The organism is Pseudoduganella guangdongensis (genome assembly GCF_009857475.1).
Lineage (GTDB): Bacteria > Pseudomonadota > Gammaproteobacteria > Burkholderiales > Burkholderiaceae_D > Rugamonas > Rugamonas guangdongensis.
Genome location: NZ_WWCJ01000021.1, coordinates 61,937 through 78,118 on the forward strand (window position 1 = coordinate 61,937; position 16,182 = coordinate 78,118).

The window sequence follows — 16,182 nt, forward strand, 5'->3', positions numbered from 1 at the left end:
CGCTCAATTGCTCAAGTACGTAAGCTTCACGCGGCCACCCGACAGTTGGGCACACGTGCCGGCCTTCAGCCTCTTCTGCGCTGACAACCCCGAAAACAGGGGTTTTCCTGCCCCCAGCAACACGGGATGGACCACCAGTTGCATTTCGTCCAGCAAGTCCGCCTTCATCAGGCTGGCAACCAGCGTGGCACCTCCGACCACATGGATGTCCTTGCCTGGCGCCTGTTTCAGCCTATGTACGTCATCCATGTGGCGCAGGACCGTCGTGTGCTCCCAGGCAGGCTTGCCCATCCCGGTCGAAAGGACATAATGCGGCGTTGTTTGCGAGAACCTGGCGTATGCCAGCTCACCCTCGGTGGCAGGGTTGCAGGTATGCGGCAAGATGGCTGTGGGGTCGCCAAGAATCGTGGACCAGTACTGCTCATATGCGGGATACATGTTGCCACCCAGTAGGCAGGCGTCAATCCGCGGCCCAAGGTCAAAGCAATCCCCCCAGCTGTCGACCCAATCCAGTTGGCCGGCATCCCCTTCGATGAAACCATCCAGCGATACCTGTAATGCGGCGATGAACTTTCTCATGCTGTCCTCCGTTCGGAAAGGCGCGCTTCGTGCGCGCGTATCCGAACGACGTTCCAGCAACAGCAAAATCGACAGGATCTTGGCCCCAGGCCGCGATACGTACCCGTCTAAACGAAAGTCACCGACAGGCTGGCAAGACTGTCAATGCTGCCGGTCAGGCACTGGCCGCGGCTGACTGCGCCCACGCCTTCCGGCGTGCCGGTGAAAATCAGGTCGCCCGGTTCCAGGCGGAACAGGGTGGACAGGTTAGCGATGGTTTCAGCCACGGACCAGATCATATGGTCGGTGCTGCTGGACTGGCGGATCGCGCCGTCCAGCGCCAGCGCAATGGCGGCGCTTTCAATGCCCTGCACTTCCGATGCGCGGCGCAATTCGCCCACCGGTGCGGAATAGTCGAAGGCTTTGCCGATTTCCCACGGGCGCCCGGCGTCCTTCATCTTCCCTTGCAGGTCGCGGCGGGTCATGTCCAGGCCCACGGCGTAGCCGTAGATGTGCTGCGGCGCGTCGGCTACGCTGATATCGCTGCCGCCCTGCCCGATCGCCACCACTAGTTCGCACTCGTAGTGAAAATTACTGGTTTGCGGCGGATACGGCAGCTCCGCCAGCGCGCCGCGCGCTACCGGCACCACGGCGGCAGCATCGCCGGGTTTGCAGAAGAAGAACGGCGGTTCGCGGTCCGGGTCGGAACCCATCTCGCGCGCGTGGCCGGCGTAGTTGCGGCCCACGCAGTACACGCGGCGCACCGGGAAGCGCTCGTCAGTGCCGGCGATATGCAATGCCGCAACCAGGTGCGGCGGGAAAACGTAGTCGGCCATCTTTTGTCCTCAGGTGAATAGAAGTGCGCGCAAGGCGATGCGGAACGATTCGGCCAGCGCGGCAACCGGGATATGCGGATTGCATACGCCGCGCAGGTGCAGGCCCTGGTACAGCGAAATCACGGCTTCCATGCGGCCTTCCACCGTGGCGTCGTCCGCGCTCAGGCCGTGCATGGCGCGGCCGACTTTCAGCACGGCGAGGAAACGGGCACGCGTGCGGCGGTCGGCGTCATGGCTCAGGGCGGCGATCACGGGATTGCGCGCGCTTTCGGCGGAAATTTCGAGCGGCAGCGCCCAGTGGTCCGGGTCCAGGTTTTCCGGCACGCTTTGCTCGACATCATCGAGGATGGCTTGCAGCGGGTCGGGCTGGCTTTCAATCTTGCGGATGATCTCCATCACGCGCGCCACGTTGTCCTCCACGAAGGCGGCGATGATGGCGTCTTTGCTGTCGAAGTAGTTGTAAATATGGCCGGCGCTCATGCCGGCGGCTTTGGAAATCTGGGACATGCTGGCGCCGTGGAATCCGCTGCGGCGGAAACAGGTGGCGGCGGCGTCAAGTACCTGGCGGCGGCGGATGGCGGCGCGCTCTGGGTCGTTGTGGCGTTTTTCAGTCATAAGGCGTTACTGTGTCCAAGGGAATGCACTTTGTCAAATTACAACGTGCTATGATTGAAAGGCAGTTACTTCATTCTTCAAGGAAAGAGTGTAACGATATGCCCTCCAAGACCTCCCGCTCGATCGAGATGCGGCCCGCAGAAGCGGGCGATGTGGCGTTCATGCAGCAACTGTACTCCAGCACCCGCAGTACAGATGCCCGCATGGGGGGCTGCGACAATGCGACGGAAAACCTGCTGCAAGGCTTGCAGTTCAAGGCCCAGCAATCCTGGTTCCAAACCAAATACCCGAATGCCGACCTGGCGCTGATCACGGAGCATGAGCGTCCGGTGGGCCGGCTTTATGTCGATTACGGGCCGGATGAATTGCGCATCCTCGATATCTGCCTGTTGCCGGAGCACCGCAACCGTGGCATCGGCCTGGGCCTGCTGCGCAGCCTGCAGGCCCAGGGCGAGCGATTGCGCCTGCCGGTGCGGCTGAATGTCATGCTGGGCAGCCCGGCACAGCGCCTGCTGCAGCGCTGCGGTTTCGAGATCCGGGGCGTGGACGGCATCTACAACGTCATGGAGTGGATGCCGCCCGCCGGTATCGACTAGCCTCGCATTAAGCCCAGCCTCCGAGTGCCTTGTACAAGGTGACCTGGTTGGTTGCCTTGGCCAGGCGTACGCTGATCAGGCCTTGCTGCGCCGCGTACAGGGCGCGCTGCGACACCAGCGCGTTCAGGTACGATTCCGCCCCTTTCTGGTAACGCGCCTCGTGGATGCGGTGGCTGCGGCTGGCCGCTTCCGCCAGCGCGGCCTGCGACGCTACCCGCTCGTCCAGCGTGCCGCGCTGGGCCAACGCATCGGCCACTTCGCGGAAGGCGGACTGGATCGCCTTTTCGTAGCGCGCCACGGCAATGCCGTTGTCGGCCTTGGCGATATCCAGCCGGGCGCTGTTGGCGCCGGCATCGAACAATGGCAAGGTCAGTTGCGGCAGGAAGGTCCAGGCGCCGCTGCCGGCCTTGAACAAATCGCCCAGCGCGCCGCTCGCGCTACCGGCGCTGCCGGTCAGCGTGATGCTCGGGAAGAAGGCTGCGCGCGCCACCCCGATATTGGCGTTGGCCGCTTTCAGCGCGTGCTCGGCTTCCAGCACGTCCGGGCGTTGCAGCAGCACGGTGGAGGGCACGCCTTCCGGCAGTTCGGCCAGCGTGCTGACGGCGCTCGGCAAGGCCTGCGGCAGCAGGCTGGCCGGCACTTGGGTACCGACCAGCAGGGCCAGCGCGTTCTCGCCGGCCGCTACCTGGGCGGTGTAAAGGGCCATGTCGTTGCGCGCCGCTTCCACACTGGTCTGCGCTTCGTACATGTCGAGACCCGAGGTGGCGCCGGCCGCGAAGCGGCGCTTGCTCAGTTCAAAGGTGATTTGCTGGCTTTTCAGCGTGTCCTGCGCCAGGCGCAGGCGCTCCTTGTCGGCCGCCAGGCCGAGCCAGGTGCTGGCCACTTCGGCCACCAGGCTAAGGCGCTGGGCACGCTGCGCCTGTTCGGTGCCGAGGTAGGCTTGCAGCCCGGCGTCCGACATATTGCGCAGTTTGCCGAACAGGTCCAGCTCATAGGCCGGCAAGGCCAGGCCGCCGCTGTACTGGCGGCTGATGTCGCCGCCCGGTGCGCGTGCTGCGCTCTGGCCGACTTGCGCGTTCACCTTTGGCAGTTGCGCGGCACGGTCGATGCCGTATTGGGCGCGCGCCTTCTCGATATTCAGCGCCGACACACGCAGGTCGCGGTTGTTCTTCAGCGCCAGCTCCACCACGTCGCGCAGTTGCTGGTCGCCGATGAAATCGCGCCAGGCGATTTCGCTGGCGGGCTTGGCGTCGGCAGCGGTTTGCACCGGCTTGTAGGCCTCGCCCTGCGGCCAGGCTGCGGCTACCGGCGACGCCGGGCGCTCATACGTCGGCGCCAGGCTGCAGCCGGCCAGCAAGGCCGCCGCTGCAAGGGCAAAGATCGTCTTATTCATATCATGCCTCCTTGGCGATAGCGGCTGGCGCGGCGGCCGTGCCCTTGCGGGCCACCCATGCGCGCACCAGCACGAAGAACACCGGCACGAAGAAGATGCCGAGGAAAGTCGCGGTCAGCATGCCGCCCAACACGCCCACGCCAATGGCGTTCTGGCTGCCGGAACCGGCGCCGCTCGCCAGCGCCAGCGGCAGCACGCCGAGGCCGAAGGCGATGGATGTCATCAGGATCGGGCGCAGGCGCAGCTTCACCGCCTGCAGCGTGGCTTCACGCAGCTCGATGCCCTGCTCCGTCAGTTCCTTGGCGAATTCCACAATCAGGATCGCATTCTTGGCCGACAGGCCGACCACGGTCAGCAAACCAACCTGGAAGTACACGTCGTTCGCCAGGTGGAAGCCCCAGGTCGCCAGCACCGTGCCGATAATACCGAGCGGTACCACCAGCAGCACCGAGAACGGCACCGACCAGCTTTCGTACAGTGCGGCCAGGCACAGGAACACGATCAGGATCGAGATCGCGTACAGCACCGTGGTCTGCGAGCCGGAGTCGCGCTCTTCCACCGACAGGCCGGTCCACTCGTAGCCGATACCGGCTGGCAGCTGGGCCACCAGTTTTTCCATTTCGGCCATGGCGACACCCGAGCTCACGCCCGGCGCCGGCATGCCCTGCACGTTCACCGACGGCACGCCGTTATAGCGTTCCAGGCGCGGCGAGGCGTAAATCCAGCGGCCAGTGGCGAAGGCGGAGAACGGCACCATCTCGCCGTGCGCATTGCGCACCGACCACTTGTTCAGGTCTTCCGGCGCCATGCGCGATTCCGGCGTGCCTTGCAGGTAGACGCGCTTGACGCGGCCGCGGTCGACGAAGTCATTCACGTAGGCCGAGCCCCAGCCCACGCTCAGCACCTTGTTGACGTCGGCCACGGTCAGGCCGAGCGCGGTGGCTTTCTGCTGGTCGATGTCCAGCTTGAACTGCGGCGTATCTTCCTGGCCGTTCGGACGCACTGCCATCAGCAGCGGGTTCTTGGCAGCCATGCCGAGCAGCTGGTTGCGGGCGCCCATCAGCGCTTCGTGGCCAAGGCCGCCCTGGTCCTGCAGTTGCAGGTCGAAACCGCTGGCATTCCCCAGCTCCATCACGGCTGGCGGCGCAAAGGCGAATACCATCGCTTCGCGGATCTGCGAGAAAGCGCCCATGGCGCGGCCAGCAATCGCTTTCACCTTCTGCTCCGGGCTCTGGCGCTCGGACCAGTCTTTCAGGCGCACGAAGGCCAGGCCGGCGTTCTGGCCGTTACCGGCAAACGAGAAGCCCGCCACGGTGAACACGGATGCCACCGATGCTTTTTCATTTTCCATGAAGTGGTGCTCCAGCTTTTCCAGCACCTTCAGCGTACGCTGCTGGGTGGCGCCGGTCGGCAACTGCACCATGGAGAACAGGATGCCCTGGTCTTCTTCCGGCAGGAAGGAAGTCGGCAGGCGCATGAAGGACACCGCCAGCACGGCCAGCAAGGCGCCGTACACCACCAGCGAGCGGCCGCTGCGCGTGATCATCTTGCCGACCCAGCCCTGGTACTTGGTGCTGCTGCGGTCGAAGCTGCGGTTGAACCAGCCGAAGAAGCCCTTCTCCGACACATGCGAGCCCGGCTTCAGGAAGGTGGCGCACAAGGCTGGCGTGAACACCATTGCCACCAGCACCGACAGCGCCATGGCGGACACGATGGTGACCGAGAACTGGCGGTAAATCACGCCGGTGGAGCCGCCGAAGAAGGCCATCGGCACGAACACGGCGGACAGCACCAGGGCAATACCCACCAGCGCGCCCGAGATCTGGCCCATGGATTTGAGCGTCGCCTCTTTCGGCGACAAGCCCTCCTCCGTCATCACACGCTCCACGTTCTCCACCACCACAATGGCATCGTCCACCAGCAGGCCGATCGCCAGCACCATGGCGAACATGGTCAGTGTATTGATCGAGTAGCCCAGCGAGAACAGCACGGCAAAAGTACCCAGCAGCACGACCGGCACGGCCATGGTCGGGATCAGGGTGGCGCGGAAATTCTGCAGGAACAGGTACATCACGACGAACACCAGGACCACCGCTTCGATCAGGGTCTTCACCACTTCTTCAATAGACAGCTTGACGAAAGGCGTGGTGTCGAATGCCACCACGGCCTTCATCCCTTGCGGGAACTGCTTGCCCATGACTTCAATTTTCTTCTTCACCGCCTCGGCGGTGTCGAGCGCGTTGGCGCCGGTGGCCAGCTTGATCGCCACGCCCACCGCTGGTGCGCCGTTGTAGCGCGCCACAGTGTTGTAGTTCTCGTTGCCCAGTTCAATACGCGCCACATCGCGCAGGTGCACGGTGGCGCCGCTGGCGGTGGTCTTCAGCAGGATGGCGCCGAACTGCTCCGGCGTTTGCAAGCGGCTTTGCGCCGTCACGGTGGCGTTCAATTGCTGGTCCGGCACGGCTGGCGCGCCGCCCAGTTCACCGGCGGATACTTCGGCATTCTGCGCCTGGATCGCGGCCGTCACGTCGGCTGGCGTCAGCTGGAAGCCTTGCAGCTTCTGCGGGTCGAGCCAAATGCGCATCGCATACTGGGAGCCAAACAGCATCACATCGCCCACGCCTTGCACGCGGCTCAACGGGTCGATCACATTGGCGGCCACATAGTCGCCCAGGTCGGACTGCTTCATCTTGCCGTCTTCGGAGACGAAGCCCAGCACCATCAGGAAGTTGCGGGTGGCTTTCGACACCACCAGGCCTTGCTGGGTGACAGCGCTAGGCAGCAGCGGCGTCGCCAGCTGCAGCTTGTTCTGCACCTGCACCTGGGCGATGTCCGGGTTGGTGCCGCTGTTGAAGGTCAGCGTAATGTTGATGCCGCCCGAGGAATCGCTGCTGGACGACATATAGCGCAAACCGTCGATACCCTTCATCTTCTGTTCGATGATCTGGGTGACGGCGTCTTCCACCGTCTTGGCCGAGGCGCCCGGATAGGAGCCGGTGATCGAGATCGACGGCGGCGCAATGCTTGGATACTGCGAAATTGGCAGCCCTTTGATCGCCATGACACCCGCCAGCATCACGACGATGGCGAGTACCCAGGCGAAAATGGGCCGGTTGATAAAGAAGCGGGACATGGTTCAGCCTCCCTGCTTAACGTGCTGCAGCCTGGCGCTGGGCGTCGCCGCCGCTGGCCGGGGTGGATTTCGCCACGACAGCCGGAGCACCCGGCTTGACCTTTTGCAGGCCTTCCACGATCACGCGGTCGCCGGCTTCCAGGCCGGACTTGACCAGCCATTTGTCGCCGATGGTGCCGCCGGTTTGCAGCACGCGCTGTTCCACCTTGCCTTCCTTGTTCAGCACCAGCGCCGTCGCCTCGCCTTTCGGGTTGCGGGTCACTCCCATTTGCGGCACGGCGATCGCCTGCTCGCTGACACCGGTTTCCAGCACGGCGCGCACGAACATGCCCGGCAGCAGATCATGCTTCGGATTCGGGAACAGCGCGCGCAGGGTCACGTTGCCGGTGCCCGGGTCAACGCTTACATCGGAGAACTGCAGCTTGCCCGGCAGCGCGTACTTGGTGCCGTCCGACAGCAGCAAGGTGACTTTGGCCTGGCCGTTGGCCTTCTTGATCGAACCGCTGTCCATCTCGCGCTTGAGGCGCAGCAGCTCTTCGCTGGACTGGGTCACGTCGACATAGATCGGGTCCAGCTGCTGTACGGTGGTCAGTGCAGTCGCCTGGCCGGCAGTCACCAGCGCACCCGGCGTCACATTGGAGCGGCTGATGCGGCCCGAAATCGGCGCCGCCACCTTGGTGTAATCCACATTGATGCGTGCCGAGTCCACGGCGGCTTGCGCCGCTTCCACTTCGGCCTTGGCTTGCTCGTAGGCGGCAACGGCATCGTCGTAATCCTGGCGGCTCACGCCTTCGATCGCCACCAGTTCCTTATAGCGCGCCACCTTTGGCGCGGCTGCCGCCAGGTTGGCCTTGGCCTTTGCCAGGCTGGCCTTGGCCGAATTGAACGCCGCCTGGTAAGTGGCCGCGTCGATCTGGTACAGCTGGGCACCCGCCTTGACGTCGGAGCCTTCGGTAAACAGCCGTTTCTGCACCAGGCCACTGACTTGCGGGCGCACTTCGGCCACCTGGAAGGCGGCGGTGCGGCCCGGCAGCTCGGTGCTCATGGCCAGCGCCTGCGGCGCCACGGTGTAGACCGCCACTTCCGGCGCTTGTTGGCCGCCCGCGCCTTGCGCTGGACCGCCTTGTTTGCCGCCGCAACCGGCGAGTACTGCCACTGCCGCAGCAGCGGCCCCCAGCAGTACGAAATTCTTTTGCATGTTTTTCATCTTTTTTTCCGAGAAGAACTAGAATGAACGATCATTCTAACACAACCCGAAATCTGACTGCCGAGTCAGCAACATACCGTTACATTAATGAAGATCCCAGCGAATCGCGTCAAACACTGCCTGAAGGCGCCCCGCCCGCTGCGGGTTGAGCATGCGCACGTGGGAGATTTTCCCGGCCAGGTGGGCGCGGAAATCCGCGTGACCGGCGCGGTTCTGCGTCGCCGGCCCGTGGCGCACGCAGTTGGTCAGCATTGCCTTTAGCCTGTCGTACTCGTCGCGCGCAAGGTTCGGATGCGCATTAACCACCACACCGGTCACCTGCTGCCTGGCGCCTGCGCGCATCAGGCGGGTTTTCCGGGTGTTGACCCGGAAGCCCTCTTCCAGCGCGATGGCGGCGACCTGGATATGCAAGCGTGCGGCGGCGCGCGCAAACTCCTCGCCGCCGGAAAACGCCAGGTCGTCGGCATAGCGACTGTAGGACGCGCCCAGCGTTCGCGCCAGCGCCGCCAGCCGCAAGTCGAGGCGGTAGGCGCACAGGTTGGCCAGGGCCGGCGAACTCGGCGCGCCCTGCGGCAAGTGCGGCGTCTTCAACGCCTGGCGTTCACTCCAGGGCAGCGCCACATCACCCTGCCTGTCGCGCAAGACGCCGTGCGGCGCACGGTTGACGCACAAGCGGGCCAAGGTGCCGGCCACGCTTGGCGGGTAGCCTAGCTTTGCGAACAAGGCATGAATGCGCGCTGGCTGGACACTGGTGAAGAAGTCCTTCAGGTCCATACGGATCACGGCGCGCTGGCCGGCGTGCAGCGTTGCATGCGTGAGGCACGAATGCCCGCGCCGGAACCCATGCGCAGCGGGATGCGGCGGCACCCGGTCCAGCAGCTGACGCAGGATCCTTTGCTGCAGGCGGCGCAGCCGCTCCTTGGGAATTTCAATCAGCCGCCAACCGCCGCTGCGTTTCGGCACCCAGCGATAGTGGTAATGCTGGAGCGGCGTTTGCGCCGGCCCGTCAAGCCGCCATTGGTCGGCAAACCAGTCCAGCGCCGCTACCGGCTCGCCGAGCCATGCCGCCAGGTCGCCCACCGTTGCCAGTTCCGGCAACGCGAGCGCGGCCAGCCAGCCGGGTGCCGGCGGCCGTTGCGGCAGGTCGATGCAATAGCGCCGCACGGGCGGCAATGCGATGAAGGGCGGCGCGGCAAGGGCCACAAAATCGTCGACATCGACATCGGCATCGGATGTTGCGCGGCCGAGCAGTTGCCAAAGACGGTCGGCCAGCTCGTGCCGGCTGAAGTAATGGAAGTTCTCGCCAGTATGCTCGATGAGCGCCGCGCATATCCGGGGCGCCCAGGGCTGCGGGGCGGCGAAGACACGATGGCAGGCCGCCACCAGCGCGGCCATGCTGCCGTCGCTGGCAAGCATGGTATCGGCCAGCGCCAGCACGGCAAGTTTATCGATATCCATGCTGGCGAATGGGGCGGAAGTCCTTCAACGAGTCTCGTGATGCGTGAGCAGAGTTGCGCGGTAGCGCAAAGACGCTCATGCGGCGTAAAGCAGGACCTTCAATATCCCGCGGGGTAGCCCCGCAGAGGCTGTCCATGCACAAGGCAAGAACAGGCCGGCTTGGAGGATCCGCCCCGGCGCTAGCCTATCACAGAGTGACCGGAACCGCGTCCATCTCCACGCTTTGCAGGATGATTTCCGAATACGCTTCAAAGCCGGAATCGATGCCCAGCATCAGCCACACGGCACCGTTGGCATCGGCCGTCACTTTCAACGGCTTCTCGCTCTTCAGGGTCTTGCTGGCAAACGCCGGGGTGCCGCCGCAAGCCTGGCCGTTGGCGATATTGCCGAGGATATCGCCTTCCTTGCCGCCGCCGCCCTGGTTGCCACGGTCGACATTCATGCGGATATAGCCGTCATTGGTGGTGATCGCCTTCGGCTCGGTGGCGGTTGCGCCGGCATAAACCCACACCGCCTCGCCCGGCGCTCCGCCCACGCCGAAGCAGCCGGAAGGCACGCTGCTGGCGAACTTGACCGAGAAGGTAACGTTATAGACGCCGTTCTTTTCCATACCGGTGAACTGCTTTTTCACGAACACGAACAGGTCGTCGCTTTGATTGGTGCCGCCAATCAGGTAACCCTTGCCGGTCAGGGGTGCCGGCAGCGCCTTGGCTTCGAATTTGACGTTGACCGGCGCCGTCTCCGGCGTGTAGTCGGCAGTGCCGCCGGCCCAACCGGTAACGCCCTTGTCGAAATCGACCAGCATGCTCAGACGCTGCGGCTTGTTGTCCTCATTCCCGCCGCCGCATGCCGCCAGCAGCGACAGGATAGCTACGGACAGGCCGGTCTTCAGGATGGTTTTCATTATTTGCCCTTTTCACAAAAGTTTCGAAAGACCCAATTGTAAAAAGGACCAAAGGCGCCTGAACGACGCCTTTGTATGTAGAAGTATGTAGTCGGGAACTACACTTTTTTACTTCCAGTTACCGCGCAGTTCAGCCACCTGGCTATGCAGCAGTTCCGGGCTCACATCCGTCGGCGCCACCGGCTGCCCCACCGCCAGCGACAGCTGCGAACGGAAGCCCTTGCGGAAGGCGCGCTCCAGCAGGTTGTCCTGGCTGCGGCTCAGCAAATGGCCCCACAGGCCGCGCAGCGCCATTGGGATCACCGGCACATGCGAGCGCTCCACGATCTTCTTGATGCCGCCTTTGAATTCGCTCATTTCGCCATCGCGCGTCAGCTTCCCTTCCGGGAAGATGCACACCAGTTCACCCTCGTGCAAAGCCTGCGCGATATCGACAAAAGCCTTCTCCATCAGCCACGGGTCTTCCTTGGCCGGCGCGATCGGGATCGCCTTGGCCGTGCGGAAGATCCAGCCGATGAACGGCGTCTTGAAGATGCGGTGATCCATCACGAAGCGGATCGGGCGCGGGCTGGCCGCGACGATCACCAGCGCGTCCACATAGCTCACGTGGTTGCACACCAGGACCGCGCCGCCCTCTTCCGGAATGCGGTCGGCATCCACGGTCTTCACCTTATGCACGGTATGAATCAGGATCCAGGCCAGGAAGCGCAGCAGGAATTCCGGCACCAGCGAGAAGATATACACCGCCACCAGGCCGTTCATGATGGCCGTGGCCAGAAACAGTTCCGGGATGGTGAAGCCTTGCTTCAGCAGCAGGATCGCCACGCCGGTCGCTACCACCATGAACAGCGCGTTCATGATGTTCATGCCCGCGATGGTGCGCGACAGGTGCTGCGGGTCGGCGCGCAGCTGGATCATCGCGAACAACGGCACGATGAAGAAGCCGCCGAACACGCCGATCATTACCACGTCTAAGATGATGCGCCAGGCGCCCGGCTGCATCACCATCGACGCGAAATTCACCTGGCCGGGCGCGCTGTAGCCCTGGCTCGCCAGGTACAGGTCGATGCCGAACACGGTCAGACCGATCGAGCCGAACGGCACCAGGCCGATTTCCACCTTGCGGCCGGAGAGCTTTTCGCACAGCAGCGAGCCGGCGCCGATCCCCAGCGAGAACATGGTCAGCAGCAGCACGAAGACGCTATCGTCGCCCTTCAGGTAATCCTTGGCGTAGACCGGGAACTGGGCCAGCACAATCGCGCCGTAGAACCAGAACCAGGAGTTGCCCAGCATCGACAGGAACACGCTGCGGTTGCCCGCCGAGAAGCGCAGGTTGCGGATCGATTCCGTGAACGGGTTCCAGTTGATCTTCAGGGCCGGCTGCGGCGCTGGCGTCAGCGGGATGCCATACGCGGTGATTAAGCCGAGCACCGCAAAGAACAGCGTGGCCGCAGCCAGCCATGCCACGCCATTCGGTTGCTGGGCGACGATGACAGCACCGAATACCTGGCCCAGCAGAATGCCGACGAAGGTGCCCATCTCCACGATGCCGTTGCCGCCGGTGAGTTCTTCCGGCTTCAGGTGCTGCGGCATGTAAGCGTATTTGACCGGACCAAACAAGGTCGAGTGGGTGCCCATGCCCAGGATGGCAAACATCAGCAGCCACAGGTTGTGCGTGAACCAGCCCAGGGCAGCCACCCCCATGATGCCTATTTCCAGCCATTTGATGATGCGCGCCAGGCTGCCCTTTTCCACCTTTTCCGCGATCTGGCCGGCGGTGGCGGAGAAAAATACGTACGGCAGGATGAACAGGCCGGGCACCAGGTTGGTCACCAGCGACGGCGCCAGGTCGGTCCAGTTTTTGGCGTCGAAGGCCAGGGCCACCACGAGGGCGGTCTTGAACAGGTTATCGTTGAACGCGCCGAGGAATTGCGTCCAGAAGAAGGGCGCGAAGCGGCGCTGTTTCAGCAGGTCGAACTGGCTGGGATGGCTCATGTTGCGGCACAGGAATAGTGAAAGTGCTGACAACATACAGGACATTTTCCAGCCGCTCAACCCGGCTTGCCAAAGTATCGTTATTTAATACTTTGCAGTGGCAATTCTATGAAAATACGGGTGCCGGACCTGGCGTCCATGGCGAAACTGCCGCCCAGCGCCTGCACCCGCTCGCGCATGCCCGCCAGGCCGACCCCGGCGGCGGTGCGCGCCGGGTCAAAACCGGTGCCGTCATCCGCAATATCGATGTGCAAAGCGTCGCCCCGGCGCGACACCGCCACGCTGGCGCGGCTGGCGCGCGCATGCTTGACGACGTTGGACAGCGCTTCCTGCACGATACGGTAGGCGGAAATGGCGGCATCGCCCGCGACCGCACCCATGTCGCCCTCCATCCGCAGCGTGAAGCGGCAGGCCGGATGGCTGCTGCCAACCTGGCGCACCATTTCCTCCAGTGCGCCCTCCAGGCCAAGCATGTCCAGCATTTCCGGCCGCAGGCGGCGCACCAGAGAGCGCCCGCTGTTATACAAGCCGAGCGCCAGCTTGGTGATGGCCTGCGCCTTATCACGCACCTGCGCTGCCGTTTCCGGCGGCGCCAGGCCGGCTGCCAGCGCCGCGACCTGCTGCGCCTCCAGCCGCACCGCAATCAAGGTAGCGTTCAACTCGTCATGGATCTCCAGCGCGATTGCCTTGCGCTCATCCTCCACCGCCGACGTGACCCGGTGCAGCAGCCGGCGCTTTTCCGCATCCGCCGCGCGCACCGCCGCCATCGAAGCCTGCAGGGAATCGGCAAAGCCGCTCGTCATCCGCCACGCCAGGGCCACGCAGGCCAGCAGGCCAACCAGCGCCACTGCCAGTTCCACCTGCAAACGCTGGCGCGCCTTGTGCAGCATGGCGGTCGGCGTCATGCGCACCTGCACATAGCCCATGTTACCGACATTGCGGTTGCCGCCGCCGGTCACGTACAGCAGGCGCTTATGCACGGCAGCTTCGTAATAACGCGCCTCCGGCCGCGCGTCACCGCGCGCCACCACGTCCAGCAAAGGCTTGCGGCCCGCATCGAGCAGGGTCACACGCTGGATCGCGCTATCCGTCTGCAGCATGCCGTTGATGGTGGCGCGCAGCTCATCGAACTGGCCGTACATCAAGCTGATCTCGCTGCTCGCCACCAGGGCGGCGGCCAACAGGCGCCCGCGTTCAGCCAGCTCCGCTTGCACCTCCGCCTGGCGCGACTGGTAGTGGTACCAGGTCAGCGTGGCGCACAGCGCCAGCATGGGCAGCAGCGTGATGGCAAGCAGGCGGCCGCGCGTGCCAAGCCGCACGCGTGCGGCGAGCCCGCCAATGGTGGCCTTCACGCCTGCAGCAGGCCGTGGCGCACGGCCAGGCGCGTGATATCCGCCGCGCGCTCAACGCCCAGCTTGTCCTTGATCGCCTGGCTGGAATTGCTGATGGTCTTGCTGGAGACGCCCAGCCGGTCCGCGATCTCGGCATTGGTCAACCCCTCCGCCATCATGCGGAAGATGTCCAGCGAACGTTCATCCAGCAGCGCCTGCGGCGACTGCTCGCCCAGCACCGACAGGCTGGCCAGGCGCTCCGCAATCGCCGGCATGAAATACAGCTCGCCCAAGCGCGCCTTCTGCACAGCACCCGCCAGTTCGGCCGGGTCGCAATCCTTGGTGACCAACGCGCGCGCGCCGATGCGGTAAGCCTCCTTCACCAGCGCATCCTGGTCGAACTGGGTCAGGAAAATGATGCGGGCCTTGGGGTCGGCCGCCAGGATCTGGCGCGCCACATCCAGCCCCGTCATCTGCTCGCCGAAGCGCATATCGAGGATAGCAACGTCCGGTGCCAGATCCTGGTAAGCCTGCACCGCCTCCGCCGGCGTCCGAGCCTGGCCTACCACATCGATGCCGAAACCAGCCAATGCCATCGCAAATCCCCCCATCACAACCGGGTGGTCGTCTGCCAGCAATACTTTGATCTTATCCATGGAATGTTCCGTTTCTAGGAGATGGAAGGATAACACGCATAGGCATCGCAATAAAAATTGCTTGCCAATTTCTATTTGATGGAAGAATATGCTTCCAACACCTAGCAATCCAATATTCCAACCAGAAGAAAGGAAGCCTTCCATGAACTTCGAAACCCCACGCAAGAACTACACGGGCATCGCCTTCGTCACGGCCGCGCACCTGTTGGCGGTCTTCATCGCGGTGAAGAACTCCACGATCACCTTCGCACCAGCCGCCCCGCCCGGCCTCATCGTGACGCCGGTGCCGGAAAAACCGCAGCCGCCAAAGCCCAAGGCGGAGCCGAAGCATGAACCGAAATTCAAGGAGCCGCCGATCATCGTGCCGCCCCCGATCATCGAAACCACGACGACGCAGCCAACCGTCACCGCAAAACGCAAGGACGAGGTGGTCGAAGGCGCGCGCTCCGTCGGGCCAGGTGAGGGCGAGCCGCTCCCAGGCGGCAAAGTGGAAGTAGCGCAGCGCGCGCCGGTACGGGTCGCGCCGGTCATCGACGCCAAGAATTGCGCCAAACCCGCCTACCCCGCCGCCGCCTTGCGCAACGAAGAATCCGGCACCGTGGCGCTGGCCTTCCTGGTAGGCACGGATGGCAAGGTAGCGAGCGCCAAGGTGGAACGCTCCAGCGGCTCACGCGACCTGGACCGCGCCGCCGTGAACGGCCTCTCCCTGTGCCGCTTCACCCCCGGCACGGTGGACGGCGTGGCTTATGAATCCTGGTTCCGCATGCAATACGTCTGGACCTTGGACTAAGCCAAGCTTTCGGCAAATTTCCAACAAGAAACCTTACTTTTTTGGCAAATATGTAATTGAGTATGTAATAATACTAATTCGCAACATTGTTGCGAAACTAAAACTAAAATTGAATACAGAGAAATTTATGAAGAAAACTATCGCGCAACTGGCCATCGCCGCTTTCGCCACCACCCTGAGCATGTCCGCGTTCGCAGGCGACAACCCAGGTGAAGGCCCGAACCCATTCACCGATTGCGGCATTGGCGCAGCGTTGTTCCCGGACACCCACTGGGCAGCAGTTAGCTCCAACGTGATCTGGGACATCGGCACTACCGCCGTGACCTCGGCGACCATGAGCCCGCAAACTTGCTCCGGCAAGAAGGTAAAGACCGCCATGTTCGTTCGCGACCACCAGCAGCAGCTGGCTGAACAGTTCGCCCGTGGCCAGGGCGAGCACGCCGTAGCCGCACTGGAAATGTTCAACTGCGCGGCGCCACAACGCCAGCAGACCATGGTGCAAGTGCGCGCTGCGGTCGGTTCCGTCGTGACCGCCCCAGGCTTCTCCGCTCAGCCACAACTGCAACAAGCTGGCCAGATGTTCAACGCCATCGAAAAAGCGACCGCGACCTGCTCCGCAGCCGCCTAATGCTTGCCGGCCGCACCCGCACAGCGGGTGCAGCCAGCAGCAGCCTCGCCCACCCAGGCGGGGCTTTTTCTTTTTTTAGCAC

Annotated in this window: 14 protein-coding genes; 3 read left to right on the forward strand and 11 right to left on the reverse strand. The window is 63.7% G+C overall.

The window, feature by feature from the left end; all coding sequences use genetic code 11:
• Window positions 1-3: 3 nt before the first annotated feature.
• From GTP41_RS22360 to GTP41_RS22370, 3 genes are all read right to left on the reverse strand, one after another.
• Window positions 4-579 carry a dihydrofolate reductase family protein gene (locus tag GTP41_RS22360; RefSeq protein ID WP_161027796.1) on the reverse strand — a complete coding sequence of 192 codons (576 nt, stop codon included), beginning with the start codon at window positions 577-579 and terminating at the stop codon, window positions 4-6.
• Window positions 580-686: 107 nt separating this feature from the next.
• Window positions 687-1,394 carry a fumarylacetoacetate hydrolase family protein gene (locus GTP41_RS22365; protein ID WP_161027797.1) on the reverse strand — a complete coding sequence of 236 codons (708 nt, stop codon included), beginning with the start codon at window positions 1,392-1,394 and terminating at the stop codon, window positions 687-689.
• A 9-nt stretch (window positions 1,395-1,403) separates the two neighbouring features.
• Window positions 1,404-2,009 carry a TetR/AcrR family transcriptional regulator gene (locus GTP41_RS22370; RefSeq protein WP_161027798.1) on the reverse strand — a complete coding sequence of 202 codons (606 nt, stop codon included), beginning with the start codon at window positions 2,007-2,009 and terminating at the stop codon, window positions 1,404-1,406.
• 98 nt (window positions 2,010-2,107) lie between these two features.
• On the opposite strand from GTP41_RS22370, the gene GTP41_RS22375 reads away from it, so the two are divergent.
• On the forward strand, window positions 2,108-2,605 hold the full coding sequence (locus GTP41_RS22375) for a GNAT family N-acetyltransferase (protein WP_161027799.1): 498 nt from the start codon (window positions 2,108-2,110) through the stop codon (window positions 2,603-2,605).
• 7 nt (window positions 2,606-2,612) lie between these two features.
• Here GTP41_RS22375 and GTP41_RS22380 read toward each other — a convergent pair whose 3' ends face one another.
• The 8 genes from GTP41_RS22380 to GTP41_RS22415 all read right to left on the reverse strand — a co-directional run bounded on the left by GTP41_RS22380 (window position 2,613) and on the right by GTP41_RS22415 (window position 14,682).
• The gene (locus GTP41_RS22380) at window positions 2,613-3,998 is read right to left on the reverse strand and encodes an efflux transporter outer membrane subunit (protein ID WP_161027800.1); all 1,386 of its coding nucleotides are present in this window, start codon (window positions 3,996-3,998) and stop codon (window positions 2,613-2,615) included.
• Between the two features lies 1 nt (window position 3,999).
• Window positions 4,000-7,131 carry an efflux RND transporter permease subunit gene (locus GTP41_RS22385; protein ID WP_161027801.1) on the reverse strand — a complete coding sequence of 1,044 codons (3,132 nt, stop codon included), beginning with the start codon at window positions 7,129-7,131 and terminating at the stop codon, window positions 4,000-4,002.
• A gap of 16 nt (window positions 7,132-7,147) precedes the next feature.
• Window positions 7,148-8,329, reverse strand: coding sequence for an efflux RND transporter periplasmic adaptor subunit (locus tag GTP41_RS22390; protein ID WP_202419849.1), 1,182 nt, complete (start codon window positions 8,327-8,329; stop codon window positions 7,148-7,150).
• 93 nt (window positions 8,330-8,422) lie between these two features.
• Window positions 8,423-9,796, reverse strand: a complete 1,374-nt coding sequence (locus tag GTP41_RS22395; RefSeq protein ID WP_229503014.1) for a reverse transcriptase family protein — start codon at window positions 9,794-9,796, stop codon at window positions 8,423-8,425.
• A gap of 187 nt (window positions 9,797-9,983) precedes the next feature.
• Complete coding sequence (locus GTP41_RS22400; protein ID WP_161027803.1) at window positions 9,984-10,700, reverse strand: hypothetical protein; 717 nt, start codon at window positions 10,698-10,700, stop codon at window positions 9,984-9,986.
• A gap of 108 nt (window positions 10,701-10,808) precedes the next feature.
• Window positions 10,809-12,695, reverse strand: coding sequence for an MFS transporter (locus GTP41_RS22405; RefSeq protein ID WP_161027804.1), 1,887 nt, complete (start codon window positions 12,693-12,695; stop codon window positions 10,809-10,811).
• An 80-nt stretch (window positions 12,696-12,775) separates the two neighbouring features.
• Entirely contained in the window at window positions 12,776-14,047 is a 1,272-nt protein-coding gene (locus GTP41_RS27850) for an ATP-binding protein (RefSeq protein ID WP_161027805.1), read from the reverse strand.
• Entirely contained in the window at window positions 14,044-14,682 is a 639-nt protein-coding gene (locus GTP41_RS22415) for a response regulator (protein WP_161027806.1), read from the reverse strand. The genes GTP41_RS27850 and GTP41_RS22415 overlap by 4 nt, the downstream gene beginning before the upstream one ends.
• A gap of 142 nt (window positions 14,683-14,824) precedes the next feature.
• Here GTP41_RS22415 and GTP41_RS22420 point away from each other — a divergent pair, with 142 nt between their 5' ends.
• Window positions 14,825-15,472, forward strand: coding sequence for an energy transducer TonB (locus GTP41_RS22420; RefSeq protein WP_161027807.1), 648 nt, complete (start codon window positions 14,825-14,827; stop codon window positions 15,470-15,472).
• Between the two features lie 127 nt (window positions 15,473-15,599).
• On the forward strand, window positions 15,600-16,100 hold the full coding sequence (locus GTP41_RS22425) for a DUF3015 family protein (protein WP_202419846.1): 501 nt from the start codon (window positions 15,600-15,602) through the stop codon (window positions 16,098-16,100).
• Window positions 16,101-16,182: the final 82 nt, after the last annotated feature.

Bases quoted from the DNA above. Each gene is read 5' to 3' on its own strand.
- GTP41_RS22365 (WP_161027797.1), bottom strand. From the start codon at position 1,394: ATGGCCGACTACGTTTTCCCGCCGCACCTGGTTGCGGCATTGCATATC.
- GTP41_RS22380 (WP_161027800.1), bottom strand. From the start codon at position 3,998: ATGAATAAGACGATCTTTGCCCTTGCAGCGGCGGCCTTGCTGGCCGGC.
- GTP41_RS22385 (WP_161027801.1), bottom strand. From the start codon at position 7,131: ATGTCCCGCTTCTTTATCAACCGGCCCATTTTCGCCTGGGTACTCGCC.
- GTP41_RS22415 (WP_161027806.1), bottom strand. From the start codon at position 14,682: ATGGATAAGATCAAAGTATTGCTGGCAGACGACCACCCGGTTGTGATG.
- GTP41_RS22400 (WP_161027803.1), bottom strand. From the start codon at position 10,700: ATGAAAACCATCCTGAAGACCGGCCTGTCCGTAGCTATCCTGTCGCTG.
- GTP41_RS22360 (WP_161027796.1), bottom strand. From the start codon at position 579: ATGAGAAAGTTCATCGCCGCATTACAGGTATCGCTGGATGGTTTCATC.
- GTP41_RS22420 (WP_161027807.1), top strand. From the start codon at position 14,825: ATGAACTTCGAAACCCCACGCAAGAACTACACGGGCATCGCCTTCGTC.
- GTP41_RS22395 (WP_229503014.1), bottom strand. From the start codon at position 9,796: ATGGATATCGATAAACTTGCCGTGCTGGCGCTGGCCGATACCATGCTT.
- GTP41_RS22375 (WP_161027799.1), top strand. From the start codon at position 2,108: ATGCCCTCCAAGACCTCCCGCTCGATCGAGATGCGGCCCGCAGAAGCG.
- GTP41_RS22405 (WP_161027804.1), bottom strand. From the start codon at position 12,695: ATGAGCCATCCCAGCCAGTTCGACCTGCTGAAACAGCGCCGCTTCGCG.
- GTP41_RS22425 (WP_202419846.1), top strand. From the start codon at position 15,600: ATGAAGAAAACTATCGCGCAACTGGCCATCGCCGCTTTCGCCACCACC.
- GTP41_RS22370 (WP_161027798.1), bottom strand. From the start codon at position 2,009: ATGACTGAAAAACGCCACAACGACCCAGAGCGCGCCGCCATCCGCCGC.
- GTP41_RS22390 (WP_202419849.1), bottom strand. From the start codon at position 8,329: ATGCAAAAGAATTTCGTACTGCTGGGGGCCGCTGCTGCGGCAGTGGCA.